We start from the raw sequence: 22,343 nt of genomic DNA on the forward strand, positions 1-22,343 counted from the left end.
GGACTGTCTCCGCCACGTTCTTATGCAGTTAACCACCCTATTATATAAAGTACCCTTGCAGTCGACGTCCGGGAATATGAACGTCGAGGTCAGTAAATTGACGATGGATTCGCGGCAGGCGGCCCCCGGCGGTTTATTTGCCGCCATTCGCGGGACGCAGACCGACGGCCACCGGTTTATCGAAAAAGCCGCTGAACAGGGCGTTTCGGTCATTCTGTGCGAAGAGATGCCCGAAAACCGGTCTGAGCAGGTAACCTACGTTCAGGTTCAGGACAGCAGTTATGCGCTGGGGCTGATTGCGGCCAATTTCTACGATCATCCTTCCAAAAAGTTGAAACTCGTTGGGGTGACGGGCACCAACGGCAAAACCTCGACGGCGACGCTGTTGTTCCGGCTTTTCCAGCGACGCGGCTACCGGTCGGGCCTGCTTTCGACGGTTCAGAACCAGATCGACGAGACGGTTATTCCGGCGACGCACACCACGCCCGATACCATTGCTTTGAACGAACTGCTGGTGCAAATGACGCAACGCGGTTGTACGCATTGTTTTATGGAAGTGAGTTCGCACGCGATGGTGCAGCAGCGGGTGGCGGGTTTGCACTTTGCCGGGGGCATTTTCACGAACATTACCCACGACCACCTCGATTTTCACGAGACGTTTGATAATTACATCAAGGCCAAGAAAAGCTTCTTCGACCAATTGCCCGCGTCGGCATTTGCACTCACCAATCTGGACGATAAACGGGGGCTGGTAATGCTTCAGAATACCCGCGCCCGGAAGGAAAGTTATTCCCTGCAAACGCTGGGGTCGTTCAAAGGGCGGATTCTGTCGGAGGGTTTGTTTGGGATGCAAATGGAGGTAGACGGTCGGGAAGTATGGTTTAAACTGACGGGTCGTTTCAACGCTTACAACCTGCTGGCGGTATACGGAGCGGCTGTTTTGCTGGGCGAAGACCCTGAAGAATCGCTGACGCAGCTTTCGGATTTGCCCAGTCCGCCGGGCCGGTTTGAGATGGTTATTTCCGATACGAAAATCGTGGGTATTGTCGATTACGCCCACACGCCGGATGCGTTGCAAAACGTACTGGAAACCATTGCGGGGTTGCGGCAGGGCAACGAGCAGGTGATTACGGTGGTGGGCTGTGGGGGAAACCGCGATGCCGCCAAGCGTCCGATTATGGCCGAAATTGCCTGTAAATTCAGCGATCGGGTGATTTTGACATCCGACAATCCGCGCAACGAAGATCCGATGGACATTCTGGAACAGATGCAGGCTGGCGTACCACCGCTTCATTTTAAGAAAACCCAGACCCTGGTGGATCGGCGCGAAGCCATTTACCGGGCTGTTGAACTGGCGCAGCCCAACGATGTCATTTTAATTGCCGGCAAAGGCCACGAAACGTATCAGGAAATCAAGGGCGTGAAGCACGACTTCGACGACCGCAAGATCCTTCGTGAAGCCTTTCAACAATCATGATTGAATGGGTTTGATGGATGAATGGCTTTAATGGTTGGATGGTTAAATGGTTAACCATTAGAGCCATCCAGCCATTAAAAACCGTCTAATCATCAATCCCATTCCGCTATTCAACATTCAGACTGTATGCTCTATTATCTCTTTACGTACCTCGATCAGCAGTTCAATTTCCCCGGTGCCGGGGTTTTTCAATATCTATCGTTTCGGGCGGGGGCGGCCATTACGCTGTCGTTGCTGATTGCCGCCGTGTATGGACGGCAAATCATCGATCGGCTCCGAAAACTGCAAATCGGCGAGGAAATCCGGGACTTGGGGCTGGAGGGACAAATGCAGAAACGCGGCACACCAACGATGGGCGGTTTTATCATTCTGGCATCGCTGGTTTTTCCGACCTTGCTGTTTGCCAAACTGACCAATGTCTACATCGTTCTGCTGCTGGTTTCTACCGTCTGGACTGGTCTGATCGGGTTTATTGACGATTACATTAAAGTATTCAAAAAAAATAAAGAAGGTTTACAGGGCAAGTTCAAAGTCGTCGGGCAGGTTGGTCTGGGCTTGATCGTTGGGTTGACGCTGTACTTTAACGAACACGTCAAAATCCGGGTCTACAAACCGGGGCTGATCAACACGTCGATTGGTCAGGTAGAATACGGGGCCTATCAGGACATCAAATCCATGTCGACTACGGTTCCCTTTTTGAAGAACAATGACTTCAATTACACCTCTTTACTGCCCGATTTTATCCCGGACGAATACACCTGGATTCTGTACGTCGCCATCGTTATTTTTATTGTGACGGCGGTTTCCAACGGGGCCAACATCACCGACGGCATCGACGGGCTGGCGGCCGGTACCTCCGTGATCATCGGCCTGACGCTGGGTGTGTTTGCGTACCTGTCGAACAACAAACCGTTTTCGCAATACCTGAGCATCATGTACATCCCGAATTCGGGGGAGATGGTGATTTTCTGCGCGGCTTTTGTGGGGGCCTGCATCGGGTTTTTGTGGTACAATTCTTATCCGGCCCAGGTGTTCATGGGCGATACGGGAAGTTTGATGCTGGGCAGTATCATCGCTGTTCTGGCGCTGGCGACCCGGAAAGAACTGCTGATCCCGATTGTTTGCGGTATTTTTCTGGTCGAACTCGTGTCAGTGATCATGCAGGTCAGTTATTTCCGGTACACCAAGCGGAGGTATGGCGAGGGGCGACGGATCTTCCTGATGTCGCCGTTGCACCACCATTTTCAGAAAAAAGGGTATCACGAAGCCAAAATTGTCACCCGGTTCTGGATCGTTGCCATCATTTTAGCGGTTATCAGTTTGGTGACTTTGAAGCTCCGCTAACGTCAGAGTAGTAGTAACTCCTCAATCCTTTGACGAAATTGAACCATGACCGAGAAAGAACGCCTTGGTCAACTGGAACCTTTGGTCGCAGACATCGCCCTTAAGCAGGACCGTATGCTGGGCCAGATCGGCATGATCGTAGACCAGGTCTCCCTGCATACCGTGCGGCTGGACGATCTGACCCGACAGGTCACCAGTACCGAAAAGAAAATTGACTCCCTGGCCAACGGGTTGGCTACTGTGACAATCGGTTTAAACGAAACGCGGCATGAAGTGCGTCAGCGCTTCGACAAGGTCGAACAACGTTTTGACAAAGTCGAAACGCGGCTGGAGAAGATGGAACAAACGCAGCAGCTCATTTTAATGTTGTTGAAAGGACATCTGAAATAGCTGAAAATTTCATTCGACCTTGTATTTCAGAAATATAGACTCTATATTTGCACTCCCGTTTTTGGACGGGAGTTTTTGTGTATAGCGCAAGTATTTGTCTATCAATATATAATCTCCCATAAACAAGTGGATACGTTAAGCTACAAGACCATTTCGGCCAACAAAGCGACGGTGCAGAAAGACTGGGTGGTCATTGACGCGGAAAACCAGGTTCTCGGTCGGCTGGCTAGCCAGGCGGCAAAAATCATCCGTGGCAAGAACAAGGCCAATTTTACGCCCAACGTTGATTGCGGTGACAATGTCATCATCATCAATGCCGAAAAAATCAAACTTACCGGTAAGAAAATGACCGATAAGGTATACGTTCGTCACACGGGGTATCCCGGTGGTCAGCGTTTCCGGACACCCCGCGAAATGATGTCGAAAAATCCGGCTTTCATTCTGGAGCACGCCATCAAAGGGATGTTGCCGAAAAGCCGTCTGGGCAGCCGGTTGTTCACCAACCTGTACGTCTATGCCGGTGAAAAACACCCCCACGCGTCGCAGCAACCGAAAGAAGTTAAACTGGAATATTAATAATAGAGAATAGACAAAAGACAAGAGGTGAAAGAACACAGTTCTACGGTCTCTTTTCTCTTGTCTTTCGTCTCACATCTTAAACAATGGAACGAATTAACGCATTAGGTCGCCGGAAAACAGCCGTGTCGCGCGTATACCTGTCGGTAGGTACGGGCAGCATCGTTATCAATGGCAGAGATTACAAAAATTATTTCCCTACGGAAGTTCTGCAAATCGTTCTGAAGCAGCCGCTGGCAACCATCAATGCTCCGGAAGGCTACGACGTGAAAGTTAACGTTCGCGGTGGCGGTATTTCCGGTCAGGCAGAAGCAACCCGGATGGGGATTGCCCGTGCGTTGTGTGAGATCAACCCCGAGTTTCGGCCTGCTTTGAAAAAAGAAGGCTTCCTGACTCGTGATTCGCGCATGGTAGAACGGAAAAAATACGGTCGCGCGAAGGCTCGTCGGCGGTTCCAGTTCTCGAAACGTTAATAGTTTTCGTCCAGACCACACTTGCCTGATGCCGATGTGTGGTGCTGCGTAATCAAAGTTTTTATTATTCATTCTTATTTTCAAATGGCACAAGTAGAGTACAAAGATCTTCTGGATGCAGGTGTGCATTTTGGCCACCTTACCCGGAAATGGGACCCCCGTATGGCACCGTATATCTTCATGGAGAAAAACGGTATCCATATCATTGACCTGAACAAGACGCTGGCATCGATCGACGAAGCCGCGGCTGCGATGAAAGGCATCGTTCGTTCAGGCCGTAAGGTAATGTTTGTTGCCACCAAGAAACAGGCGCAGGAAATTGTCACGGAAGAGGCTCGCCGGCTGAAAATGCCGTTCGTAACCGACCGTTGGCTGGGTGGTATGCTGACCAACTTTGCTACAATCCGGAAGTCATTGAAGAAGATGCAGGGCATCGAGAAAATGATGAAGGACGAGGCAACGTACAAAAGTCTCGCCAAACGCGAGCGGTTGACCGTATACCGTGAGAAAGAGAAACTGGAGCGTGTGTTGGGCGGTATTGCCGACCTGACTCGTTTGCCAGCAGCTTTGTTTATTGTGGACGTAAAGCGCGAGCACATTGCCGTCGCTGAAGCAAAACGCCTGGGTATCCCGGTTTTCGCCATGTGCGATACCAATTCAAACCCGAGCGATGTTGATTATCCGATCCCGGCAAACGACGATGCGTACAAGTCGATCCGTTTGATTACCCTGGCGATTGGAAAGGCCATCGAAGAGGGCCTTCTGGAGCGTAAACAGGATAAAGACGATCAGCGTTTGCAGGAAGAAGAAGAAGCAAAACGGGCTGAAGACGTAAAAACAGCGAAGGCCGAAGGCGAAACGGCTGTTGATGCGGAAGAAGAAATCAGCCCGGTTGTCGCTGAAGAAGCAGAAGAGCAGGAGGATTAAGACTATCTGGGAGCAACCATGTTGCCATACTAATATATTCGGATAGCCCGTAGCCTCGCTATGGGCTATTCCGTTTCAAATGATCAGGTGTATGATTCCATACCCGGTCACCGACTGGTTTATAGTAACAGTAACGAACTCGATAACAGACAATTAATAAAAAAACAATGGCTATTACCGCACAAGACGTTAACAGACTCCGGCAGGAAACAGGCGCCGGTATGATGGACTGTAAAAAAGCGCTTACCGAAGCCGATGGCGATTTTGAAAAAGCAAAAGACATTCTGCGCAAGCAGGGTCAGAAAATTGCCAACAAGCGGGCCGACAATACTACTTCCGAAGGAATCGTTCTGACGCACGTGAGCCCGGATGGCAAAACCGGTCGTGTCGTTGGCTTTGCCTGCGAAACCGAACCCGTCTCGAAAGTGGCTGACTTCCAGAACCTGGCGATGGCTCTGATGGATAATGCCGTGGCGGCCAAACCGGCTACCAAAGAAGAACTGCTGGCGTTGCCCCAGGGCGACGGTCGCACTTTGCAGGAGCACATTACCGATCTGATTGGTAAACTCGGCGAAAAATTGGATGTGACAGCCTATGAAGTCGTAACAGCCGAGCAGGTGGTGGCTTACAATCACTCCAATGGGAAATTAGGCGTGCTGGTGGGTCTGAATAACGCCGGTACGACGGAGGTATCCGAAGTCGGAAAAGACATCGCCATGCAGATTGCGGCTATGAAACCCGTTGCCATCGACAAAGATGGTGTTGACTCGAGCATTGTGGAGCGCGAAATCGAAATCGGTAAGGATCAGGCACGGGCCGAAGGAAAACCGGAAGCCATGCTGGAAAAAATTGCATTGGGTAAGCTGCAAAAATTCTACAAAGATAACACGCTGCTGAACCAGGAGTTTGTCAAAGATTCATCGGTTACAATTGCTCAATTGTTGGAAAAAACCAGCAAGGGATTAACCATTGCGGCTTTCAAGCGCATCGCAATCGGCTAAGATTGGTGAGTCGTATCAGAAATTATTTTTAGTACAGAAAGCCCGGTCGATTTGATCGGGCTTTTTTTATGATTTATACGGTTTTTTAATTTTATTTGTACATTCAAGTCATTTATGGGCTGATTTAGTAACAAGTAAGGTGCCTTTTGCCACAGAGATAACCAGGAAGCATTACTTTATCACTTTTAAGCGTCTTACAGAATGATTGCGTCGTTGGAAGTAAAGCGGATGACAGACGAAGAACTGGTTCGTCTGTATGTCGATAATCAAAGTAACCGCTACTTTGAACACCTCTACAGTCGGTACAGTGACAAGGTCTACCGAAAGTGTCTGATGTTTACGAAAGATCCCGTGAAGGCAGAAGATTTCACGCACGACATTTTCCTGCGGTTAATCATGCGGCTGAGCAGTTTCAAAGAACAGTCCCGCTTCTCAACCTGGTTGTTTTCGATCACCTACAATTATTGCACCGATCAGATGCGCAACAATCGAAAAAAAGCCGAAGTGCCGGTGGATGACGAAATGGATTGGCTGGATGACGATGCCGATGAAGATCTGATTGAAATGGAAGCCGGCCGTTTGAAGTCGGCGCTGGCCTATCTGACGATGGAAGAACAAAGCCTGTTGTTGATGAAATACCAGGATGAAGTGAGCATCAAAGAGATTGCCGACATTCACAACCTGAGCGAGAGTGCCGTGAAAATGCGGCTGAAACGGGCGAAGGAAAAATTGAAAAAACGGTATCTGGAAACGCTGATCTTCCTGACGCTGTTGGTTGCCAAGTTTGTAGCATGGGCGAAGTTCGATAAATAGGAGGATAAAGGAACCCGATGGAATCGATTTACAACGTTTTCAAAGAAATAGAACTCCCGGATACCTGTCCACCCAATGTAAAAGAAGAACTGATTTCGGAGATTGATCTGATTCGTAATTCACTCTCCATTGTGGAAGTTTACGTCGATGATTTATTTAACGTAGCATCAGCCCTGGTATCCGTTATTAAGCTTCCCAGTAGAACTCCACAACCGTAACAAAGCAGACCGTACCATGGATCGGATTCCAGCGTTCATTGATATTTTAATCAATACCTTTACCACCCTCATTACCCAGTTTATTGATTTTGTTCCCCGCATTATTGGCGCGGCTTTTATCATTGCGGTAGGATTTGGGGTGGCAAAAGCACTGTCAATCCTGGTGTCGAAAGTCCTGGCGCGCGTCGGCTTTAACCGCATTGGGGACCGGCTTACGGAAATCGATTTCATCAAACGGCTAAAAACCGAAATCAAGCTAAGCGAAATCGTTGCCAAGATTCTGTACTATTTCGTATTGCTGATTTTCCTGATGGCAGCCACCGAAACGCTCGGGGTTTCGGCCATTACGGAAATGGTCAAATCACTGGTCGACTTCATTCCCCGCCTGATTGCCGCAGCCATCATGTTGCAGGTGGGGGTGCTGGTGGCGGATGCACTGAAAGGGGCCGTTGTCACGCTTTGTCAGTCGTTTAACATTGCGTCCGGGAAGCTGCTGGGCATGATTGTATTCTTTTTTTTCCTCATCATTACCCTCATCAGTGCATTAGGCCAGGCCGGTATTAACACCGAACTGCTGGAATCGAGCTTCAATTTGCTCAGGGGGTGTTATTTTTGCTTTCGCCATCGGGTACGGTATGGCCTCGCGCGACGTGATGGCCAACATCCTGTCGTCTTTCTACAGTAAAAACCGCTTCTACGAAGGGCAAATTATCCGGGTTGGCGATACGAAAGGGCAAATTATCCGTATGGATAATACGTCATTGACACTCCAAACCGGTGCCACCGTTACAGTTATTCCCCTGCAAAGCCTTCAATCACAAAACGTTGAGGTATTTGATTAATTTTAGTCGCTTGTTATCCACCAACCTGTTTGCGTAATGAAAATCTCGTTCTTTCTCCTCTTTTTACTGGGCTGGAGTGCCGTCGCTATGGCCCAAAAACCGACTCGGCTGGACTCCATTAAGGTCGTTCCGATCGATACGGTGTACTGGAAACGGTCTGCGCAGGCCGGGATCAATTTAAACCAGGGATCCTTCAGTAGCAACTGGAAGGGGGGGGGCGTCAATTCGATCGCTTTGGGAGCCTTTTTCAATGCCAAATCCGACTACATGCAGCGACGCTTCAACTGGACGAGTGAAGTGCAGTTGCAGTACGGTATCGTCAAAAACCAGAACCAGGATTCCCGTAAAAATGTCGACCGCATTTTTCTGGATACCAAAGTGGGGCATCGCTTAAGCCCGGTTTGGCTGGCCTTTGGTAACCTCAACTTCCTGTCGCAGTTTGCCACGGGATACCGCTATGAGCAACTGCCCGGTGGTGGTGAGCGGAACGTGCTGATCTCCAATTTTTTCGCTCCGGCTTACCTGACCGAATCCGTGGGGCTGGAATATAAACCCACGACCTATTTCAACCTGCAATTCGGGTTGGGAACCATCCGGCAGACCTTCGTAACCGATGATGCCATCACGATTGGAGAGCCATCGCGCTACGGGGTTGCTCCCGGCAAAAATGTTCGAAATGAATTTGCCTTCCAGCTCATTGCCAATTTTGACCGTAATCTGATGGAAAATCTGAACCTGAAAGCCCGGTATCAGCTTTTCGCCAATTACGCAACCCTGAACGCCATCGATCACCGGCTTGATATTTCCCTGACCGCCAAAGTCAACAAGTACGTCAATGTGAATCTGAACGGCATTGTCCTGTACGACAAAGACCAGGACAATGCCATTCAGTATAGCCAGGGGCTGGCCATCGGGTTTTTGTACTCGTTTTAGGCAGCCTCCGATCCGGTTCTGTACAAAGGCGGAATCACCAACCGGTAATATGTCCCGTTCCGGTTGCTGACCTCCAGTTGGCCACCGGCCTGTTCGCTCAGCGACGTAATCAATCGTTTGCCGAATGAGCTATTGGGGCGTTCCCACCGCCGGAGGTCCAGACCCCGGCCGTTGTCCTGCACTTCCAGCGTGAGCCGGGGTCGCACCACGTTCGGTTCGTTGGAATAGTGGGCGGCCAGCCGGATGCGGAGAAAGGGCCTTGAAACGTGCTCGTAGGCATATTTGAAGGCATTGGTCAGGATTTCGTTCAGAATGAGGCCGAGCAACACCGACAGGTCGACATCCAGTTCTTCCTGCTCGATGAGCAACTCCCGGTCAAAATTCGCTTTATCAAACCCATAGGCCAGCAGCAGGCCATCGAAGAGATCGGTAATGTATTCTTTGATGTTGATGGCCGATACGTTGTCGGTCATGTAGAGCCGCTGGTGGATCAACGCCATCGCTTCCACCCGCTGTTGTCCGGCCCGAACCGCCTGAACTGCCCCCTCGTCTTCCAGTCGTTTCGATTGCAGCCGGAGCAGGCTGGAGACAATGGCCAGGTTATTCTTGACCCGGTGATTCAACTCCCGCAACAGCGTTTTCAACTGCTTCGACTGTTCCGAAATTTTCTGGTGACTTTCTGAAATCACCCGGTTGCCCTCCGTAAGTCGGGCATTGGTGCGCCGAATGGTACGGTATTGCCAGAACAAGAGTCCCGTTAACCCTACCAGAACCACCAAACCGGCACTAAGCCAGCCCAGTTGCTGGGCTTTTTGGCTATTTTCCTCATCGAGTTTTCGGATTTGACTTTCCTTTTCGCGCGCCTGATAGCGGCTTTCGGCCATGATCAGTTGGCGCGATTTATCCGCATTCAATACGCTGTCGCGGTACATGGTTTTTTGACGGTAGTAAGCCAGTGCCTGCCGGTCCTGGCCCCGTTTCTCGTAGATGCGGGTGAGAATATCAAAAATCTCTTCCCGTAGTTTCAAGCGTTCCGGGCCGTTTTCACTCCATTTCAAAGCTAGCCGAGCGTATTTCTCGGCCTCATCCGGCCGGTTGAGCAGCAAGAGGGTATTGGGAAGGTTGACATAGACATAGCCTTTCAGGTATTCGTCGTTCTGTTTTTCGGCGTGTCGAAGGCATTGCCGGTAAATTTGCTCCGACTCGGCATAAAGCCCGGCATTTTTGTATTCGATGGCGCGGTTGAAGAGAGCCGCCGTGTAGTCTTCACCATTAGCCTGGTAGAGGGCAATGGCCTTCGCATTGTAGGCGAGTGCTTGCCGGGAATTTTTCCGGGTATCTTCCAGATTAGCCAGCTCAGAATACGTATCGGCCATCAAGACTGCCCGCTTGTTCTGGGCCGCTAACTTCAACCCCTGTCGATAATAGTTTTCGGCCTGCTTCAGGTCGTTGGCCAAAAAGTAGGTCTGGCCAATGCGCAGCAAGATCAAAATTCGCTGGTTGAGGGCCGGCGATTTTTTGAGAAAATCGAGGGCTTTCTGAAAGTGATTCAGGGCCTGAGCGAAGTTTCCCTGGTCAATTTCCAGACGACCAAATGATTCATATACCTTGCTGATCTGGCGTTCATCCTGTCGTTTTTCGGCAATAGACAGCGCTTCTGCCAGAGCGGTTTGGGAGTCGCCCACCCGGCCTTTCCGAAGCATGTCTTCGGCAAAATTCTGATACTTGGCAATCTGAACGGTATCCGGTTTAAACGCCAGTTGGGCTTTCAGGCTGTCGTAAGCGGTGGGTAAAGTAGGCTGAGCGGAAGTCTGTTGTAGAAAAAGAGAAACCGCACAGAGAAATAAAAACCCTTTCATGGATAGAAGAAATAACATCAAGCAACAAACTCGATTTCGTTACCAAATCTGGAATTGCTGGATAAACGCCTGTTTATATTGCCGTCCCAGGGGGATAATGTGCTTTCCAATCGTTATTTCACGGTCCGAAAATCCTTCAACTTTTTTGATATGAACCGCAAAAGACCGGTGAACACGAGCCAGTTGCATTTCGCTCAAACGTTCCAGGAGGGTGGTAAGCGTCAATCGGATGGCATATTTCCGGTCGTTGGTAACGATGGTGGTATAAGGGCCGTCGGCTTCCAGAATCAGAATGTCTTCCAGCAGAATTTTAACAAACTGGTAGTTGTGTTTTATGAAAATGAGGTTGTCGATGCGAAGAATGGTTTCCCGGGACGGTGAATCTTTTTCCAGAATGCTGTTTAGCTCAACGGCTTCATCCGCAACTGCCAGTTCCTGTTTGTGACTGAAATTATGAAGGGCCAATTCCATCGCAATGCGAAGGTTACTGATGATGACGGGCTTCGTCAGGTAGGCGGCCGGGAGGGTCTGTTTTGCCCGTTCCAGCGTGCTTTTATCAGACAGGGCCGTTGTGTAGATCACCGGCACGGGTCGCACAGTCTGTATTTGCCCAACGGTTTCGATGCCGTCCCAGTCCCCTTTCAGTTGAATGTCGCATACCACCAGGTCGACCCGCTGCGTTTTAAACAATTCCAGTGCTTTTCGGCCATTGTTAGCAATACCGACTACATAATAACCTTCTTCTTCCAGTGTATCGGATAAATCCATGGCCAGAACGGCCTCGTCTTCAATTACTAATATGTGGATCTGCTCCTTCTCCATGCCTCAACCGGGTAAGGATGTTAAATTACAGATTATTACTGATACTAAAAGGGAAACAGATTCTTTTTCTTGCCTTACCAAAATCAACCGTTCAGGTACCAATACCGGTCGTTAGTAACCATTTGCCTACATCTTATTATTGGGAAAGTATATTTGCACAATTATTCAATAACTTCCTGTATTTGCACCCTTTACCTATAAAATTAGAGTATGTTAATTCCCGCTTCCACTTCTTCAGGGTCAGTTGCTTCTGATTCTGTCTTACAATTATATTTTCGGGGCTCCCGGCAGCATGTTTTTCAGGCATCTGATTTGGTTTGTTTGCAGGGAGATGGTAATTATACCTGGTTACATTGGCGAAACCGCCCGTCCATTATCATGCCCAAGACCCTGAAGCAACTGGCGGGGATGTTACCGGCCAACAGTTTTGTTCGGGTTCACCGCAACAGCATTGTCAATTGTGAGTATATTGAACGGGTGGAGCGTTTGAAAACCGGTTTAGGAGCGATTCATTTGCTCAATGGAACCGTGGTACCCGTGTCCCGGCGTCGATGGGAAGTCATTTCTGAATTGCTGAGTAACGCATGAAATACCCCTAAACGAACATTTGATCCTGAAAAGGTCAAAGATTAGAAGTAAAATCTATTTCTCTGTCAGAATCGTAAATAGAACACTATGCTGTCAATCAATGACCCCAACTTCAAGCATCAGGTCGACCTTTTAAACGTTTTTTACCTTCACAACGAGGGGCAACAGACCTGGATTATCTATTTTGACCATAACACCCAACAGTGTGTATCCATTGCCGATTCACTCAATGACTGGGAAAAGCAATTGCCCGATTTCTGGCGAATTAATGAAAGCTATTTGATCAATCCGGGAATTATATACCGGTTTTATCCGGCCGAGATGCCCCACTTTCCATCGCCCCTAATTGAGCTAATTTCCGGGCGCATACTGGCGGTGAGTCGCCAAAAAACCAAGACAATTTTGCAAAAATGGAATCGATTCCAGCAAGCGCTAATTTCCTGAGTAATGTAGCGAAATGATAAAGCATAAAAAAGGCGCGATACTGTTGAGTACCGCGCCTTTTTTATGGTGTGTATGGAATCGTTTACTTGATGGCAAATGAACCCTCGCCGATCCGGAAACCTTCTGAGTAAAACTCGATGGTGTATTTTCCGGCTTTGTAAGGTACCGTACCCCGGTTGTAGGTTAGTTCCACGTTCTGGTTGTTGTTGGTGAACGGAACCGTTTGTTTCACGGTATACACCTGTTCCTGCCCATTAACCTGGAACGTTCCGGAGCCATTGGCCATATCGGAAACCACAGCACCTGTTGGGTCAAGAACCCGAACAAATACTTCTTTCTCTTCCTGTTTGGTCAACGGGTTTTCGGGCAGCATATAGACCACTTTCAGCTTGTCCACACGCTTTGATTTCACTTCATCCTCCGTTGCATCACGTTGTTTCCCACGTGAATTTAACGCGAACACCCGAACATTCTGGGCTTTCAGTGCGGAAGCGCGGGTTACTTTTTCGGCCAAATCCTTATTGACTGTCGCAATGTTAGTCACCGAATCCTGCAAGGATTGTTTCTCCGTCTGTAGCGTCGTATTGGCATCAGCCAGCGTCTGGTTGTTGGTAGCCAACACCTGGTTTTCGGTTTTCAGTTGGGCAATCAGCGTATCTTTTTCTACCAGATAGGCCTCGTATTGCTTGATTTTTGCTTCGTATTTAGCAATCGAAATCCGTTGCCCTTTCCGAAGGCTCGCTTTGTCGCGTTCCAGATCCGCTTTAACACGCTCCAGATCCGTAATATCACCACCCAGTTTTTTTACTTCAGCAATTTTAGCATCCAAAGCCGTCGAGATAGAATCCAGTCTCGTCCGGGTGGTTGCTAATTCCTCTACGCGGGTGGCAATCGTCGCTTCCTGATTTTTACCCACTTCTTTCTGTTCGTACAACAGATAACTGGACACACCGGCCAGAATGGTCATAATAACTAAGGCTGCTACGAGCGCTCCGTTTGCTTTTGGCTTATTGTTTTCCATAACTACTTTGTGCGGTTTGAATTGAATTAGACAGAATTAAACAAAAAAAATTGAGTAAATTATTGTCATTCAATCATGTTAGGGTTAAAAAGACGACTACATTGTAACCATAACGGGAGCCTCTGTAGAGTTAGTGTATTACGGAATTAAATTTTAGTAAAACACTATCTCCTGACTCAGAGCACGTTCGTTATCAACCGGACTATTAATTATAACACTGTCAAAGCGGAAAATGTTATAGGAATTAGTAAAACATTGCTAAAAGGTCAATTAGTTCCCGACTATGCCTGAATTACCCGAGGTCGAGATTTACCGGCGTTATTTGGAAACGTCGTCCCTCAACCAAGCCATCGAATCCATCGAAGTCGAAGATCCCAAACTGCTGACCACTGATTTTGCCACCTTACAGGAAGCACTGGTGGGGCGTTGGTTTTCCGGCACCCACCGGGTGGGAAAAAATCTTTTCGTGGCAACCGACGGCCCCGGCGAAATTAGCGAACCGGTGATCGTTCACATGCATTTCGGCATGACGGGCGACCTGGACTATTATCACTCCTCACTGGACCGGCCGAAGTATGCCCGGATTGTATTTCACTTCCGGAACGGCTTCAATTTAGGCTTCATTTGTCCGCGAAAATTTGAACGCATTGGCTTAATCAGCGACATAGATAGGTATTTAAAACGGAAAAAGATTGGTAAAGACGGGTTAGAAATCACTTTTTCTGAGCTAGCGGGACAGGTTCGTCGTAAAAAAGCCCTCATTAAGCCGGTATTGATGGACCAGACTACCGTGGCCGGTTTGGGAAACTGGATTGTCGATGAAGTACTATTTCAGGCAAAAGTCCATCCCGAAACGCGAACGGAACGCCTGACTGATGACGCGATCCGGCAGCTTTACGACGCCATCCGGCTGGTGTTGACCACCGCCATTCGCCACGAAGCCCACTACCGTGATTTCCCGGCTGGCTTTCTGATACACGTCCGGGAGTGGGACAACTCCCCTTACGACGACGTGGAAGCTCACAAATTCTGCCCCCGGTGCGGTACCAGGATCGAGAAGATTGAAGTCGGCGGGCGAACAACATATTTTTGCCCGGGCGATCAGCATATTTCCTGAAATCGGCCTTTCTGAATAACAGGGAAGTGTCGAACCGAAAAAACACAGACTGGAGTCGGTGGACGCATCAAAAAAATCCCGTTCTTGCGATTTCCTAATCCTGAACCACCTTGGCTACTGTACTTCCTGAATTTCGTGCCGGTCGACTGATGTCGATGGACGCCTATCGCGGCTTTGTGATGTTTCTGATGGCTGCCGAAATCCTCCACTACGGCCGAATCTCGGAAGCCTTGCCCGACAGTTCGTTCTGGCGTTTCATGGCGCACCACCAGGATCACGTTGACTGGTTTGGCTGTACGCTGCACGATTTGATCCAGCCATCGTTTTCGTTTCTGGTGGGCGTGGCCCTGCCGTATTCCATCGCTAGTCGACAGGCCAAAAACGAACCGTTCGGCGTGATGTTTGCCCAAACGTTGCGACGCTCCCTAATCCTGATTCTGCTCGGTATTTTTCTGCGTTCGGTTGGCCGTGAACAGACTAATTTCACGTTTGAAGACACCCTGACGCAAATCGGCTTGGGCTATCCATTCCTTTTTTTATTGGGTTTCCGGCCCACACGTACGGTTTGGATCGCCTTGGCCGCCATTCTGGTTGGGTATTGGCTGGCGTTCGTGCTGTATCCTTTGCCCGGCCCCGGTTTTTCATACGAAGCCGTGGGCGTTCCCGCCGACTGGCCGAATCATAAAACCGGTATAGCCGCTCATTTCAACAAAAACAGCAACCTGGCCTGGGCCTTCGATACCTGGTTTCTGAACCTGTTTCCCCGCGCCAAAACGTTTCTGTTCAATGGGGGAGGCTACGCAACCCTGAGCTTTATTCCGACCCTGGGAACGATGGTGCTGGGCTTGCAGGCCGGGCGATGGCTGCGGGCCGGTTTGCCGCATGGCGAAATTCTAAAGCGGTTTTTGATCGCCGGTGCCATTGGTCTGGCAACGGGCTGGCTGTTGACCATCACGGGCATCAGTCCTTCCATCAAGCGAATCTGGACGCCCGGCTGGGTGTTGTTCAGTGGTGGCTGGTGTTTTTTACTGCTGGCGGTTTTCTACTACCTGGTTGATGTGCGGCAATGGCGCGGCTGGGCGTTTCCGTTCGTTGTGATCGGCATGAACTCCATTGCCATTTACTGCCTGGTTCACCTCATCGACCATTTTATCATCGATACCTTCAAAACGCATTTGGGGCAGTCGGTCTTCGAACAGTTCGGAGCGTATGAACCTCTGGCCAGCGGAGGTGCCGCCTTGGTGGTTTTCTGGCTTATTTTGTACTGGATGTACAAAAAGAAACTGTTTATCCGGGTTTAAAATCAGTTTCAACCGCCATCAGCATAGACCAAACGGCAGGAAAAACGTATTCTATCCAGTGCTGGATTTGTCACCACAGAAATTCCATTTTAAACCCATGAAAAAATCGATCTGGATCAGCGGTATTCTGGCGGTATCCCTTTTGGCCGTTACCTGTCAGGTGTCCCGGAAAAATGCTCCGCAAACGGCACAAACCACAACAAACCAACCCGTTGAAACGGTTCCGGTGTTTACGGCTAACCCATCACCGGCCCATTTGACGCCTGAGCAAAGCCTGAACTCATTCCGTTTGCCCAAAGGCTATCACCTCGAACTGGTCGCCAGCGAACCGATGATTCACGAGCCGGTGGCCGTGGCCTGGGATGGCAATGCCCGGATGTATGTCGTGGAGATGAATACCTACATGCAGGATGTGGACGGTTCCCGCGAACATGAGCCGACAAGCCGGGTGATGCTGCTGGAAGACACCGATAACGACGGAAAAATGGACAAAAGCTCCATATTTATCGATAAACTGCTGTTGCCCCGAATGCTACTTTGTGTAGGCCACGAGTTGCTGGTCAATGAAACCGATACCTACGATATTTACAGTTACAAGGATACAAACGCCGATGGCGTTGCCGATCAGAAGAGACCGGTTTTTAACCCGGGCAAAAAAGCGCCCGGTAACCTGGAACACCAACGGAGCGGACTGGACTGGAATCTGGACAACTGGATTTACGTCACCGTTGACCCGGTGCGGTTTCGCTACACCAACGGTCAGTTAAAAGCAGATTCCATCCCGAGCGGTTCCGGTGGGCAGTGGGGATTGACGCACGACAACTACGGACGACTGTATTTCTCGTCGGCGGGTGGCGAAGTTCCGGCGCTGGGCTTTCAGATTAACCCGATCTATGGCCGGATGGAATTTAAGGATCAGTACCGTGAAGAATTCAATGCGGTTTGGCCTATTATCAAAACACCGGATGTTCAGGGCGGTTTACACCGCATCCGGACGGCAGACACGACCCTGAACCACTTTACGGCAAGTTGCGGCCAGGTAGTTTTTCGGGGAGACCGGTTACCATCCGATTTGTCGGGCGATTTGTTGATCAGCGAACCGGTCGGTCGATTGATTCGTCGGGCAAAAGTGAGCAACAAGGCGGGCAAAACGACGCTGGAAAACGCGTATCACAACGAAGAATTTATTGCGTCGACCGACATGAATTTTCGTGTGGTCAATATGTATACCGGGCCGGACGGTTGCCTGTATTTAGTCGATATGAACCGGGGCATCATTCAGGAAGGCAACTGGACGCGTGCGGACAGCTATCTCCGCCCGCAAATCACCCGGTTGGGGTTGGACAAAAATATTCAGCATGGCCGGATTTACCGCCTGGTACACGACGGACTCAAGCCGGGGGCTAAACCGCAGATGCTGGAGGAAGCCAGCAGCAAATTGGTTACGCATCTGGACCACGCCAACGGCTGGTGGCGGGATAACGCCCAGAAAGAGCTGATTGTGCGGAATGATCAAACCGTCGTTCCGGTGCTGAAAGCAATGGCTACCGGCCAGAAAGCCAACTCGGCCCTGGGTCGGCTTCATGCATTATGGACGCTCGAAGGATTGAACGCACTGGATAAGGAGATGATTATGAAGGATTTAGCTGATAACGATGCGCAGGTGCGGAGGGCTGCGGTTCGCTTGAGTGAACCGTACCTGAAACAAAACGATGCGGCTTTGCTGGCTCGTTTGGATGACCTGAAAACCGATCCGAGTTTTGATGTCCGCACGCAGGTGGTGCTTTCGCTGTCCTACAGTTCGTCTTCCAGAGCCAGAGCCCTGGCGCAGGAAGTGATTGCCCTGGCTCCCGACAACGAAATGGTGGCCCGCGCGCAGAAAAGCCTGGATAAAAATGAGGATGTTAAGAAATTCGGACGACGGCTGGGGAGTCTGGATGAAACCGACCGGAAGCTGGTGCTAAGCGGGGCGACTATTTACAAGTCGCTCTGTACGACCTGCCACGGTTCGGATGGAAAAGGTTTGGAAAGCAAAGCGGCTCCTCCCTTGTTGGGTTCACAGCGTGTTCGTAACCGCAACAAAGACATTACGATTCGGATTTTGCTACATGGTCTTTCCGGCCCGATCGACGGACAAACTTACCCGGATGGCATGCCGGCCATGGGGGCCAATGACGACGAGTGGCTGGCTTCCGTGCTGAGCTACATCCGGTACGAATTCGGCAATAATCAGAATCCCGGCGTGCGACCTGCTGATGTAAAAGCGGTTCGGGACCAAACCGCCGGACGACAGAAAGCCTGGACACTGGACGAACTGGTGAACTAACCGTTTCGGGATCTCGAAAACCGGCAGACGGAAGCGGATACGACGTTACGAAAACGCGTAGAAACTTCGGTTGGCCGATTCGATTAGCGACGCATACGACGCGTCATGCAGTTTTCGCATCATAAAACCGTGCTCCCGGAGGAAGTGCAGTGCATAGTTCCGCATCAGGCGGTGGTGGGGAACTTCGGGGCTTTCGACGTGCTTAATGACGTAATTCGGAAAATACCCGTAGACCTCTTCCGGGGCAATGCTGAACGGTGCCGTGTTTAGGGCCGGTGCGTATTCCAGCGTGTTCAGAAAATACTCCGTACCCGGTGCGGTCAGTTCTTCCATTTTTTGCAGGTACTCGACCCGCAGGGGAAGCGGTAACGCAACCAACGAAGCCCGGTCGTAAACGAGGTCAATCTCACCGACTTCTTCGGGCGTTAAGGCGAACAGATCTTTGCAAAAAATGGTCAGATTGTTCGAGATATACCGCTCCCCGACTTTTTCATACGCAAGCTGGTTTTCCGCAAAAAACTGCAGGATCACTTTCTCAACCTTCTCCACACCCACGACGCGTTCCGCAAATTGACTGAAATACATCAGGTCGAGCGACCGGCCGCAGAGCGGCACAAAAATCGACTTTTCCATCAACGCAAACGGCGTCAGGTGTTTCAGTACGTACGGGTGAACGTCCGGACGGTGAAAGCGGGTGTTCGAATCTTCCCACGATTCGGCCCAGGCTTGCTTTTTCATTAGTACGTGTTGTTGTTCTTGTTGTTCAGTAGTTGTTGTTGCTGTGTCTTTCGACGCTACAAAGGTGGCGGATGGCGCGGCTTTTTTTTAGAGGGAATGTACGGATTCTTCAAAACAGGTACTTCTACGTACTGAACGACAAGTGGGAAAGGAGGATCGTCGTCACAGCAAGTCCAAAGGACTTACCTCTGGATAACCCCGGGTGCAACCCGGGGCAGGAGCACGCACAATGAGGGGAGCAACCGGGGCAGGAGCACGGGTGAGGAGAGTCCGGATGGCTCCGGGATGGCCCCGGGTTGCACCCGGGGTTATCCACAGGCAAGCCGGAAAGGCTTGTGAGACACAAACTCAGAAGATCGTTATTTCACGGGGCGACTTCCAGCTTCAGAATCCGGTTATTAACCGTTCCATCGGTGATGACGGGTTCGTCGTAGTAATGAACCCGCATGTACATTCCGTCGCGAATCGGAATTCGAACCGCATTATTGTTTTGAAAACCAGCCGCACTGCCTCCTCCCCGGATGTAATAGCCAAATTTCACGTTATTGACCATGAAGCTCTCATAATGGTAATTCTGCCATTTGTTGCTGGCATCTTTGTCGCGCCAGATTTTCTCCCAATAGCCGGTTACAATGCCCTCGGCTTTCAGGCAGTTCGGGTCTTCCAACTTGCTTTTCAGATGGGTGTAATCCCAATAGGGTATCCCAACAGTGACCGCAGCAAGAACACAGGTAACGATGAGAAGGACCTTCCGGTGTTTCCAGGTCCGAAAAAAGAGGAAAACAATAAGCGTTGCGATAGCAAATCCGGCAGAAATGTATGCAAAAAACCACTCTTCGTAGCCTTGGGCAGCGATGTCGTAAATCGTACGGTATTGCATATTGTGGTTAAAGGCGGGAAGATGCTTCTTCCGTTTTGGGTACCAGTACTGGATCAGCTCCCAAGGCCTTTGCCACTAAAAAGACGCTGATGAGCGTCAACACCGCGCCCATGAGAAAGGGCGCTCCCGGAAAATACACCGGCGCTTCGGGTTTGGTAAAATACGCAAACAAATGCGTCATTAGCAAGGGGCCAACGATGGAAGTCATGCTCGCCAGACTCGTCAGCGCACCCTGAAGTTCGCCCTGTTCGTTGGGCGGCACCTGCGACGAAATGAGCCCCTGAACGGCCGGGCCCGCCAAACCGCCCAGTGCATACGGAATCATAAACGCAAACATCATCCAGCCCTGCGTGGCAAACGCAAACAGCGTGAACCCAATGATGGAGAAGATCATTCCGGTAAAAACCGCCTTTCGCTGCCCTAGTTTCGGAATCGCCACCCGAATCAAACCGCCCTGAACAATGGCCACGCTCAGCCCGATGAAGCCGAGCGAATAGCCTACCCACGCTTCGTTCCATCGAAATTTTTCGATGACATAATACGTCCAGGTCGATTGGGGAGCCTGACCGGCAATGTACAGCAACACCATCGTGCTGACCAGACCCAGGATGGTTGGATACCGCTTCAGCCGAGCCAGCGAACCAATCGGATTGGCCCGTTTCCATTCAAATGTCCGGCGGTGTTCCTGGGGCAACGATTCCGGAAGGATGAAATACCCGTAGATAAAATTCAGGAGCGACAGCCCCGCCGAAATCATGAAGGGAACCCGGCTGCCGTATTGACTGAAAACCCCGCCGATGATGGGACCCACGATGAACCCCAGCCCAAAAGCTGCGCCGACCAAACCGAAGTTCTGCGCCCGTTTTTCCGGTGGACTGACGTCGGCAATGTAGGCCGATGCCGTCGTGAAACTGGCTCCGCAAACGCCGGCAATAAACCGGGCCACGAATAGCCAGGCGATGGTGGGCGCGAAGGCACAGAAGACATAATCGAGGCCCAGGCCGAAGAGCGAAATCAGCAGAACCGGCCGTCGGCCAAAGCGGTCGCTTAAACCGCCCAGAATTGGGGAAAATACAAATTGCATGATGGCGTACGAGAACGTAAGCCAGCCGCCATACTGCGATGCTTCACTGAGGTCCCCGCCGGTCAGTTCTTCAATCAATCGGGGAACAATGGGAGCGATTACGCCAATGCCCGTGCAGTCAATCAGAATGGTAATGAAGATGAACGTCAGCGCCCGGTTGCGTTGTGGAGCCATGCGGTAAAATTTTGCCCAAAGTTACGGCTTTCTGCCCATTTTTGTCACGAACTTGCCGAAACCATTCATTCCGACGATGACAACACTCGAAAACGACTTTATCAAAGTGAGCATCCGTTCCCAGGGCGCTGAACTAACCTCCATTTATAACAAAAAAACGGGCCTTGAACACCTCTGGCAGGCCGATCCGGCAGTTTGGGGCTGGCACGCGCCGAATCTGTTTCCGGTAGTGGGCGGCTGCCTGAACAACGAGATTATCGTCGAAGGAGAACCATATCCGATGGAACGGCACGGTTTTACGCGGCAATCTGAATTTGCGGTGGTTGAAGCCACACCAACCAAGGCCTGTTTTTCCCTGAAATCCAACGAAAAAACACGGGCGGTTTACCCCTATGAATTTGATTTCCAGATCGAATACCAGATCGATAACCAGGTGCTGACGCTTATTTACCGCGTTTTCAACCGGGAAAACAAACGGATGTATTTCTCCGTGGGCTCGCACCCGGCCTTTGCGGTGCCGTTTTTTCCGAACGAAAAATACGAGGATTATTACCTGGAATTTCAGAACGAAGAACCGCTGGAACGCCACATGCTGTCGGCCAAAGGCTATTTTACGGGCGAAACCGAGCCGGTTCTGACCGTCGACAAACAGTTGCCGCTGACCGCCGATTTATTCAATGACGACGCGCTGGTGTTCAAAAACCTGGCTTCCCGGAGCGTAACGATCCGGAGCCGCAACCACGATCATGCCGTAACGGTTAGCTTTCCGGCGTTTCCATATCTGGGCATCTGGGCCAAACCGGGCGGGAAGTTTGTCTGCATCGAACCCTGGCTGGGCTGTGCCGACCGCGAGGGAACGCCCGTGCCGTTCGAAGAAAAAGAAGCCATTCAGCACGTTGAGCCGAATGGTTTGTTTGAAACCGGGTATACGATTGGGGTATAATGACCTCCGCTTAAAAAGCGTGACAATCACTAATGGCTGGCAAAGGCTAACC

The 22,343-nt window shown here is 50.4% G+C and carries 23 protein-coding genes and 1 pseudogene; 18 read left to right on the forward strand and 6 right to left on the reverse strand.

The genetic code is table 11. The features are described from left to right. Positions 1–22: 22 nt before the first annotated feature. The 12 genes from F0P93_RS16595 to F0P93_RS16645 all read left to right on the forward strand — a co-directional run bounded on the left by F0P93_RS16595 (position 23) and on the right by F0P93_RS16645 (position 8,994). Positions 23–1,477, forward strand: a complete 1,455-nt coding sequence (locus F0P93_RS16595) for a UDP-N-acetylmuramoyl-L-alanyl-D-glutamate--2,6-diaminopimelate ligase (RefSeq protein WP_150877845.1) — start codon at positions 23–25, stop codon at positions 1,475–1,477. A 126-nt stretch (positions 1,478–1,603) separates the two neighbouring features. Further along, positions 1,604–2,821, forward strand: coding sequence for a phospho-N-acetylmuramoyl-pentapeptide-transferase (gene mraY / locus F0P93_RS16600; RefSeq protein ID WP_150877847.1), 1,218 nt, complete (start codon positions 1,604–1,606; stop codon positions 2,819–2,821). 45 nt (positions 2,822–2,866) lie between these two features. Continuing rightward, positions 2,867–3,211, forward strand: coding sequence for a hypothetical protein (locus F0P93_RS16605; RefSeq protein ID WP_150877849.1), 345 nt, complete (start codon positions 2,867–2,869; stop codon positions 3,209–3,211). A gap of 126 nt (positions 3,212–3,337) precedes the next feature. Further along, positions 3,338–3,787: a 50S ribosomal protein L13 gene (gene rplM, locus F0P93_RS16610; RefSeq protein ID WP_114407664.1), complete on the forward strand. Its 450-nt coding sequence runs from the start codon at positions 3,338–3,340 to the stop codon at positions 3,785–3,787. Positions 3,788–3,873: 86 nt separating this feature from the next. Then, positions 3,874–4,260 (forward strand): 30S ribosomal protein S9, encoded by a 387-nt coding sequence (rpsI, locus tag F0P93_RS16615; protein ID WP_150877851.1) that lies wholly within the window; start codon positions 3,874–3,876, stop codon positions 4,258–4,260. 84 nt (positions 4,261–4,344) lie between these two features. Then, positions 4,345–5,187, forward strand: a complete 843-nt coding sequence (gene rpsB / locus F0P93_RS16620) for a 30S ribosomal protein S2 (protein ID WP_124910044.1) — start codon at positions 4,345–4,347, stop codon at positions 5,185–5,187. 167 nt (positions 5,188–5,354) lie between these two features. Continuing rightward, a complete protein-coding gene (tsf, locus tag F0P93_RS16625; RefSeq protein WP_150877853.1) occupies positions 5,355–6,188 on the forward strand; it encodes a translation elongation factor Ts in 834 nt (277 codons plus the stop codon). 201 nt (positions 6,189–6,389) lie between these two features. Continuing rightward, positions 6,390–7,001: an RNA polymerase sigma factor gene (locus F0P93_RS16630; protein ID WP_150877855.1), complete on the forward strand. Its 612-nt coding sequence runs from the start codon at positions 6,390–6,392 to the stop codon at positions 6,999–7,001. Between the two features lie 17 nt (positions 7,002–7,018). Continuing rightward, the gene (locus F0P93_RS16635; protein WP_138992530.1) at positions 7,019–7,219 is read left to right on the forward strand and encodes a hypothetical protein; all 201 of its coding nucleotides are present in this window, start codon (positions 7,019–7,021) and stop codon (positions 7,217–7,219) included. A gap of 16 nt (positions 7,220–7,235) precedes the next feature. After that, positions 7,236–7,904: a mechanosensitive ion channel family protein gene (locus F0P93_RS16640; protein WP_225309514.1), complete on the forward strand. Its 669-nt coding sequence runs from the start codon at positions 7,236–7,238 to the stop codon at positions 7,902–7,904. Continuing rightward, a complete protein-coding gene (locus tag F0P93_RS31735; RefSeq protein ID WP_229315734.1) occupies positions 7,855–8,061 on the forward strand; it encodes a hypothetical protein in 207 nt (68 codons plus the stop codon). The genes F0P93_RS16640 and F0P93_RS31735 overlap by 50 nt, the downstream gene beginning before the upstream one ends. Positions 8,062–8,097: 36 nt before the next feature. Beyond that, entirely contained in the window at positions 8,098–8,994 is an 897-nt protein-coding gene (locus F0P93_RS16645) for a DUF3078 domain-containing protein (protein WP_150877857.1), read from the forward strand. On the opposite strand, the gene F0P93_RS16650 is transcribed toward F0P93_RS16645, so the two are convergent. Together F0P93_RS16650 and F0P93_RS16655 are read right to left on the reverse strand one after the other, a co-directional pair. Further along, positions 8,991–10,853, reverse strand: a complete 1,863-nt coding sequence (locus F0P93_RS16650) for a histidine kinase dimerization/phosphoacceptor domain -containing protein (RefSeq protein ID WP_191908838.1) — start codon at positions 10,851–10,853, stop codon at positions 8,991–8,993. The two genes, F0P93_RS16645 and F0P93_RS16650, sit on opposite strands and share 4 nt — an antisense overlap. 39 nt (positions 10,854–10,892) lie before the next feature. Further along, a complete protein-coding gene (locus tag F0P93_RS16655) occupies positions 10,893–11,675 on the reverse strand; it encodes a response regulator (protein ID WP_150877861.1) in 783 nt (260 codons plus the stop codon). A gap of 210 nt (positions 11,676–11,885) precedes the next feature. Between F0P93_RS16655 and F0P93_RS16660 the strand changes: the two genes are divergently transcribed. Both F0P93_RS16660 and F0P93_RS16665 read left to right on the forward strand, forming a co-directional pair. Then, positions 11,886–12,263: a LytR/AlgR family response regulator transcription factor gene (locus tag F0P93_RS16660; RefSeq protein ID WP_150877863.1), complete on the forward strand. Its 378-nt coding sequence runs from the start codon at positions 11,886–11,888 to the stop codon at positions 12,261–12,263. Positions 12,264–12,350: 87 nt separating this feature from the next. After that, positions 12,351–12,707: a LytTR family transcriptional regulator DNA-binding domain-containing protein gene (locus F0P93_RS16665; RefSeq protein WP_150877865.1), complete on the forward strand. Its 357-nt coding sequence runs from the start codon at positions 12,351–12,353 to the stop codon at positions 12,705–12,707. A gap of 82 nt (positions 12,708–12,789) precedes the next feature. On the opposite strand, the gene F0P93_RS16670 is transcribed toward F0P93_RS16665, so the two are convergent. Continuing rightward, the gene (locus F0P93_RS16670) at positions 12,790–13,728 is read right to left on the reverse strand and encodes a DUF8428 domain-containing protein (RefSeq protein ID WP_150877867.1); all 939 of its coding nucleotides are present in this window, start codon (positions 13,726–13,728) and stop codon (positions 12,790–12,792) included. Between the two features lie 283 nt (positions 13,729–14,011). On the opposite strand from F0P93_RS16670, the gene F0P93_RS16675 reads away from it, so the two are divergent. The 3 genes from F0P93_RS16675 to F0P93_RS16685 all read left to right on the forward strand — a co-directional run bounded on the left by F0P93_RS16675 (position 14,012) and on the right by F0P93_RS16685 (position 18,472). Continuing rightward, the gene (locus F0P93_RS16675) at positions 14,012–14,845 is read left to right on the forward strand and encodes an Fpg/Nei family DNA glycosylase (protein WP_150877869.1); all 834 of its coding nucleotides are present in this window, start codon (positions 14,012–14,014) and stop codon (positions 14,843–14,845) included. Positions 14,846–14,955: 110 nt separating this feature from the next. Next, positions 14,956–16,146: an acyltransferase family protein gene (locus F0P93_RS16680; RefSeq protein ID WP_374756776.1), complete on the forward strand. Its 1,191-nt coding sequence runs from the start codon at positions 14,956–14,958 to the stop codon at positions 16,144–16,146. A 97-nt stretch (positions 16,147–16,243) separates the two neighbouring features. Further along, positions 16,244–18,472 carry a DUF7133 domain-containing protein gene (locus F0P93_RS16685; RefSeq protein ID WP_150877871.1) on the forward strand — a complete coding sequence of 743 codons (2,229 nt, stop codon included), beginning with the start codon at positions 16,244–16,246 and terminating at the stop codon, positions 18,470–18,472. Between the two features lie 45 nt (positions 18,473–18,517). Here the strand turns inward: F0P93_RS16685 and F0P93_RS16690 are convergent, their stop codons facing one another. The 3 genes and pseudogenes from F0P93_RS16690 to F0P93_RS16700 form a co-directional block, all read right to left on the reverse strand. Continuing rightward, positions 18,518–19,210 (reverse strand): class I SAM-dependent methyltransferase, encoded by a 693-nt coding sequence (locus F0P93_RS16690; RefSeq protein WP_150877873.1) that lies wholly within the window; start codon positions 19,208–19,210, stop codon positions 18,518–18,520. Between the two features lie 364 nt (positions 19,211–19,574). After that, positions 19,575–20,090 (reverse strand): hypothetical protein, encoded by a 516-nt coding sequence (locus tag F0P93_RS16695; RefSeq protein ID WP_150877875.1) that lies wholly within the window; start codon positions 20,088–20,090, stop codon positions 19,575–19,577. A 7-nt stretch (positions 20,091–20,097) separates the two neighbouring features. Continuing rightward, a pseudogene (locus F0P93_RS16700) lies at positions 20,098–21,354 on the reverse strand (TCR/Tet family MFS transporter); the annotation flags it as partial. A gap of 70 nt (positions 21,355–21,424) precedes the next feature. Between F0P93_RS16700 and F0P93_RS16705 the strand changes: the two are divergent. Next, entirely contained in the window at positions 21,425–22,291 is an 867-nt protein-coding gene (locus tag F0P93_RS16705; RefSeq protein ID WP_150877879.1) for an aldose 1-epimerase family protein, read from the forward strand. Positions 22,292–22,343 lie beyond the last annotated feature (52 nt).

The organism is Larkinella humicola (genome assembly GCF_008727875.1).
GTDB lineage: Bacteria > Bacteroidota > Bacteroidia > Cytophagales > Spirosomataceae > Larkinella > Larkinella humicola.

Excerpts from the sequence above, each read along its gene's own strand:
- F0P93_RS16595 (WP_150877845.1), top strand. The coding sequence starts at position 23 with ATGCAGTTAACCACCCTATTATATAAAGTACCCTTGCAGTCGACGTCC.
- mraY (WP_150877847.1), top strand. The coding sequence starts at position 1,604 with ATGCTCTATTATCTCTTTACGTACCTCGATCAGCAGTTCAATTTCCCC.
- F0P93_RS16605 (WP_150877849.1), top strand. The coding sequence starts at position 2,867 with ATGACCGAGAAAGAACGCCTTGGTCAACTGGAACCTTTGGTCGCAGAC.
- rpsI (WP_150877851.1), top strand. The coding sequence starts at position 3,874 with ATGGAACGAATTAACGCATTAGGTCGCCGGAAAACAGCCGTGTCGCGC.
- rpsB (WP_124910044.1), top strand. The coding sequence starts at position 4,345 with ATGGCACAAGTAGAGTACAAAGATCTTCTGGATGCAGGTGTGCATTTT.
- tsf (WP_150877853.1), top strand. The coding sequence starts at position 5,355 with ATGGCTATTACCGCACAAGACGTTAACAGACTCCGGCAGGAAACAGGC.
- F0P93_RS16630 (WP_150877855.1), top strand. The coding sequence starts at position 6,390 with ATGATTGCGTCGTTGGAAGTAAAGCGGATGACAGACGAAGAACTGGTT.
- F0P93_RS16635 (WP_138992530.1), top strand. The coding sequence starts at position 7,019 with ATGGAATCGATTTACAACGTTTTCAAAGAAATAGAACTCCCGGATACC.
- F0P93_RS16640 (WP_225309514.1), top strand. The coding sequence starts at position 7,236 with ATGGATCGGATTCCAGCGTTCATTGATATTTTAATCAATACCTTTACC.
- F0P93_RS31735 (WP_229315734.1), top strand. The coding sequence starts at position 7,855 with ATGGCCTCGCGCGACGTGATGGCCAACATCCTGTCGTCTTTCTACAGT.
- F0P93_RS16645 (WP_150877857.1), top strand. The coding sequence starts at position 8,098 with ATGAAAATCTCGTTCTTTCTCCTCTTTTTACTGGGCTGGAGTGCCGTC.
- F0P93_RS16650 (WP_191908838.1), bottom strand. The coding sequence starts at position 10,853 with ATGAAAGGGTTTTTATTTCTCTGTGCGGTTTCTCTTTTTCTACAACAG.
- F0P93_RS16655 (WP_150877861.1), bottom strand. The coding sequence starts at position 11,675 with ATGGAGAAGGAGCAGATCCACATATTAGTAATTGAAGACGAGGCCGTT.
- F0P93_RS16660 (WP_150877863.1), top strand. The coding sequence starts at position 11,886 with ATGTTAATTCCCGCTTCCACTTCTTCAGGGTCAGTTGCTTCTGATTCT.
- F0P93_RS16665 (WP_150877865.1), top strand. The coding sequence starts at position 12,351 with ATGCTGTCAATCAATGACCCCAACTTCAAGCATCAGGTCGACCTTTTA.
- F0P93_RS16670 (WP_150877867.1), bottom strand. The coding sequence starts at position 13,728 with ATGGAAAACAATAAGCCAAAAGCAAACGGAGCGCTCGTAGCAGCCTTA.
- F0P93_RS16675 (WP_150877869.1), top strand. The coding sequence starts at position 14,012 with ATGCCTGAATTACCCGAGGTCGAGATTTACCGGCGTTATTTGGAAACG.
- F0P93_RS16685 (WP_150877871.1), top strand. The coding sequence starts at position 16,244 with ATGAAAAAATCGATCTGGATCAGCGGTATTCTGGCGGTATCCCTTTTG.
- F0P93_RS16690 (WP_150877873.1), bottom strand. The coding sequence starts at position 19,210 with ATGAAAAAGCAAGCCTGGGCCGAATCGTGGGAAGATTCGAACACCCGC.
- F0P93_RS16695 (WP_150877875.1), bottom strand. The coding sequence starts at position 20,090 with ATGCAATACCGTACGATTTACGACATCGCTGCCCAAGGCTACGAAGAG.
- F0P93_RS16705 (WP_150877879.1), top strand. The coding sequence starts at position 21,425 with ATGACAACACTCGAAAACGACTTTATCAAAGTGAGCATCCGTTCCCAG.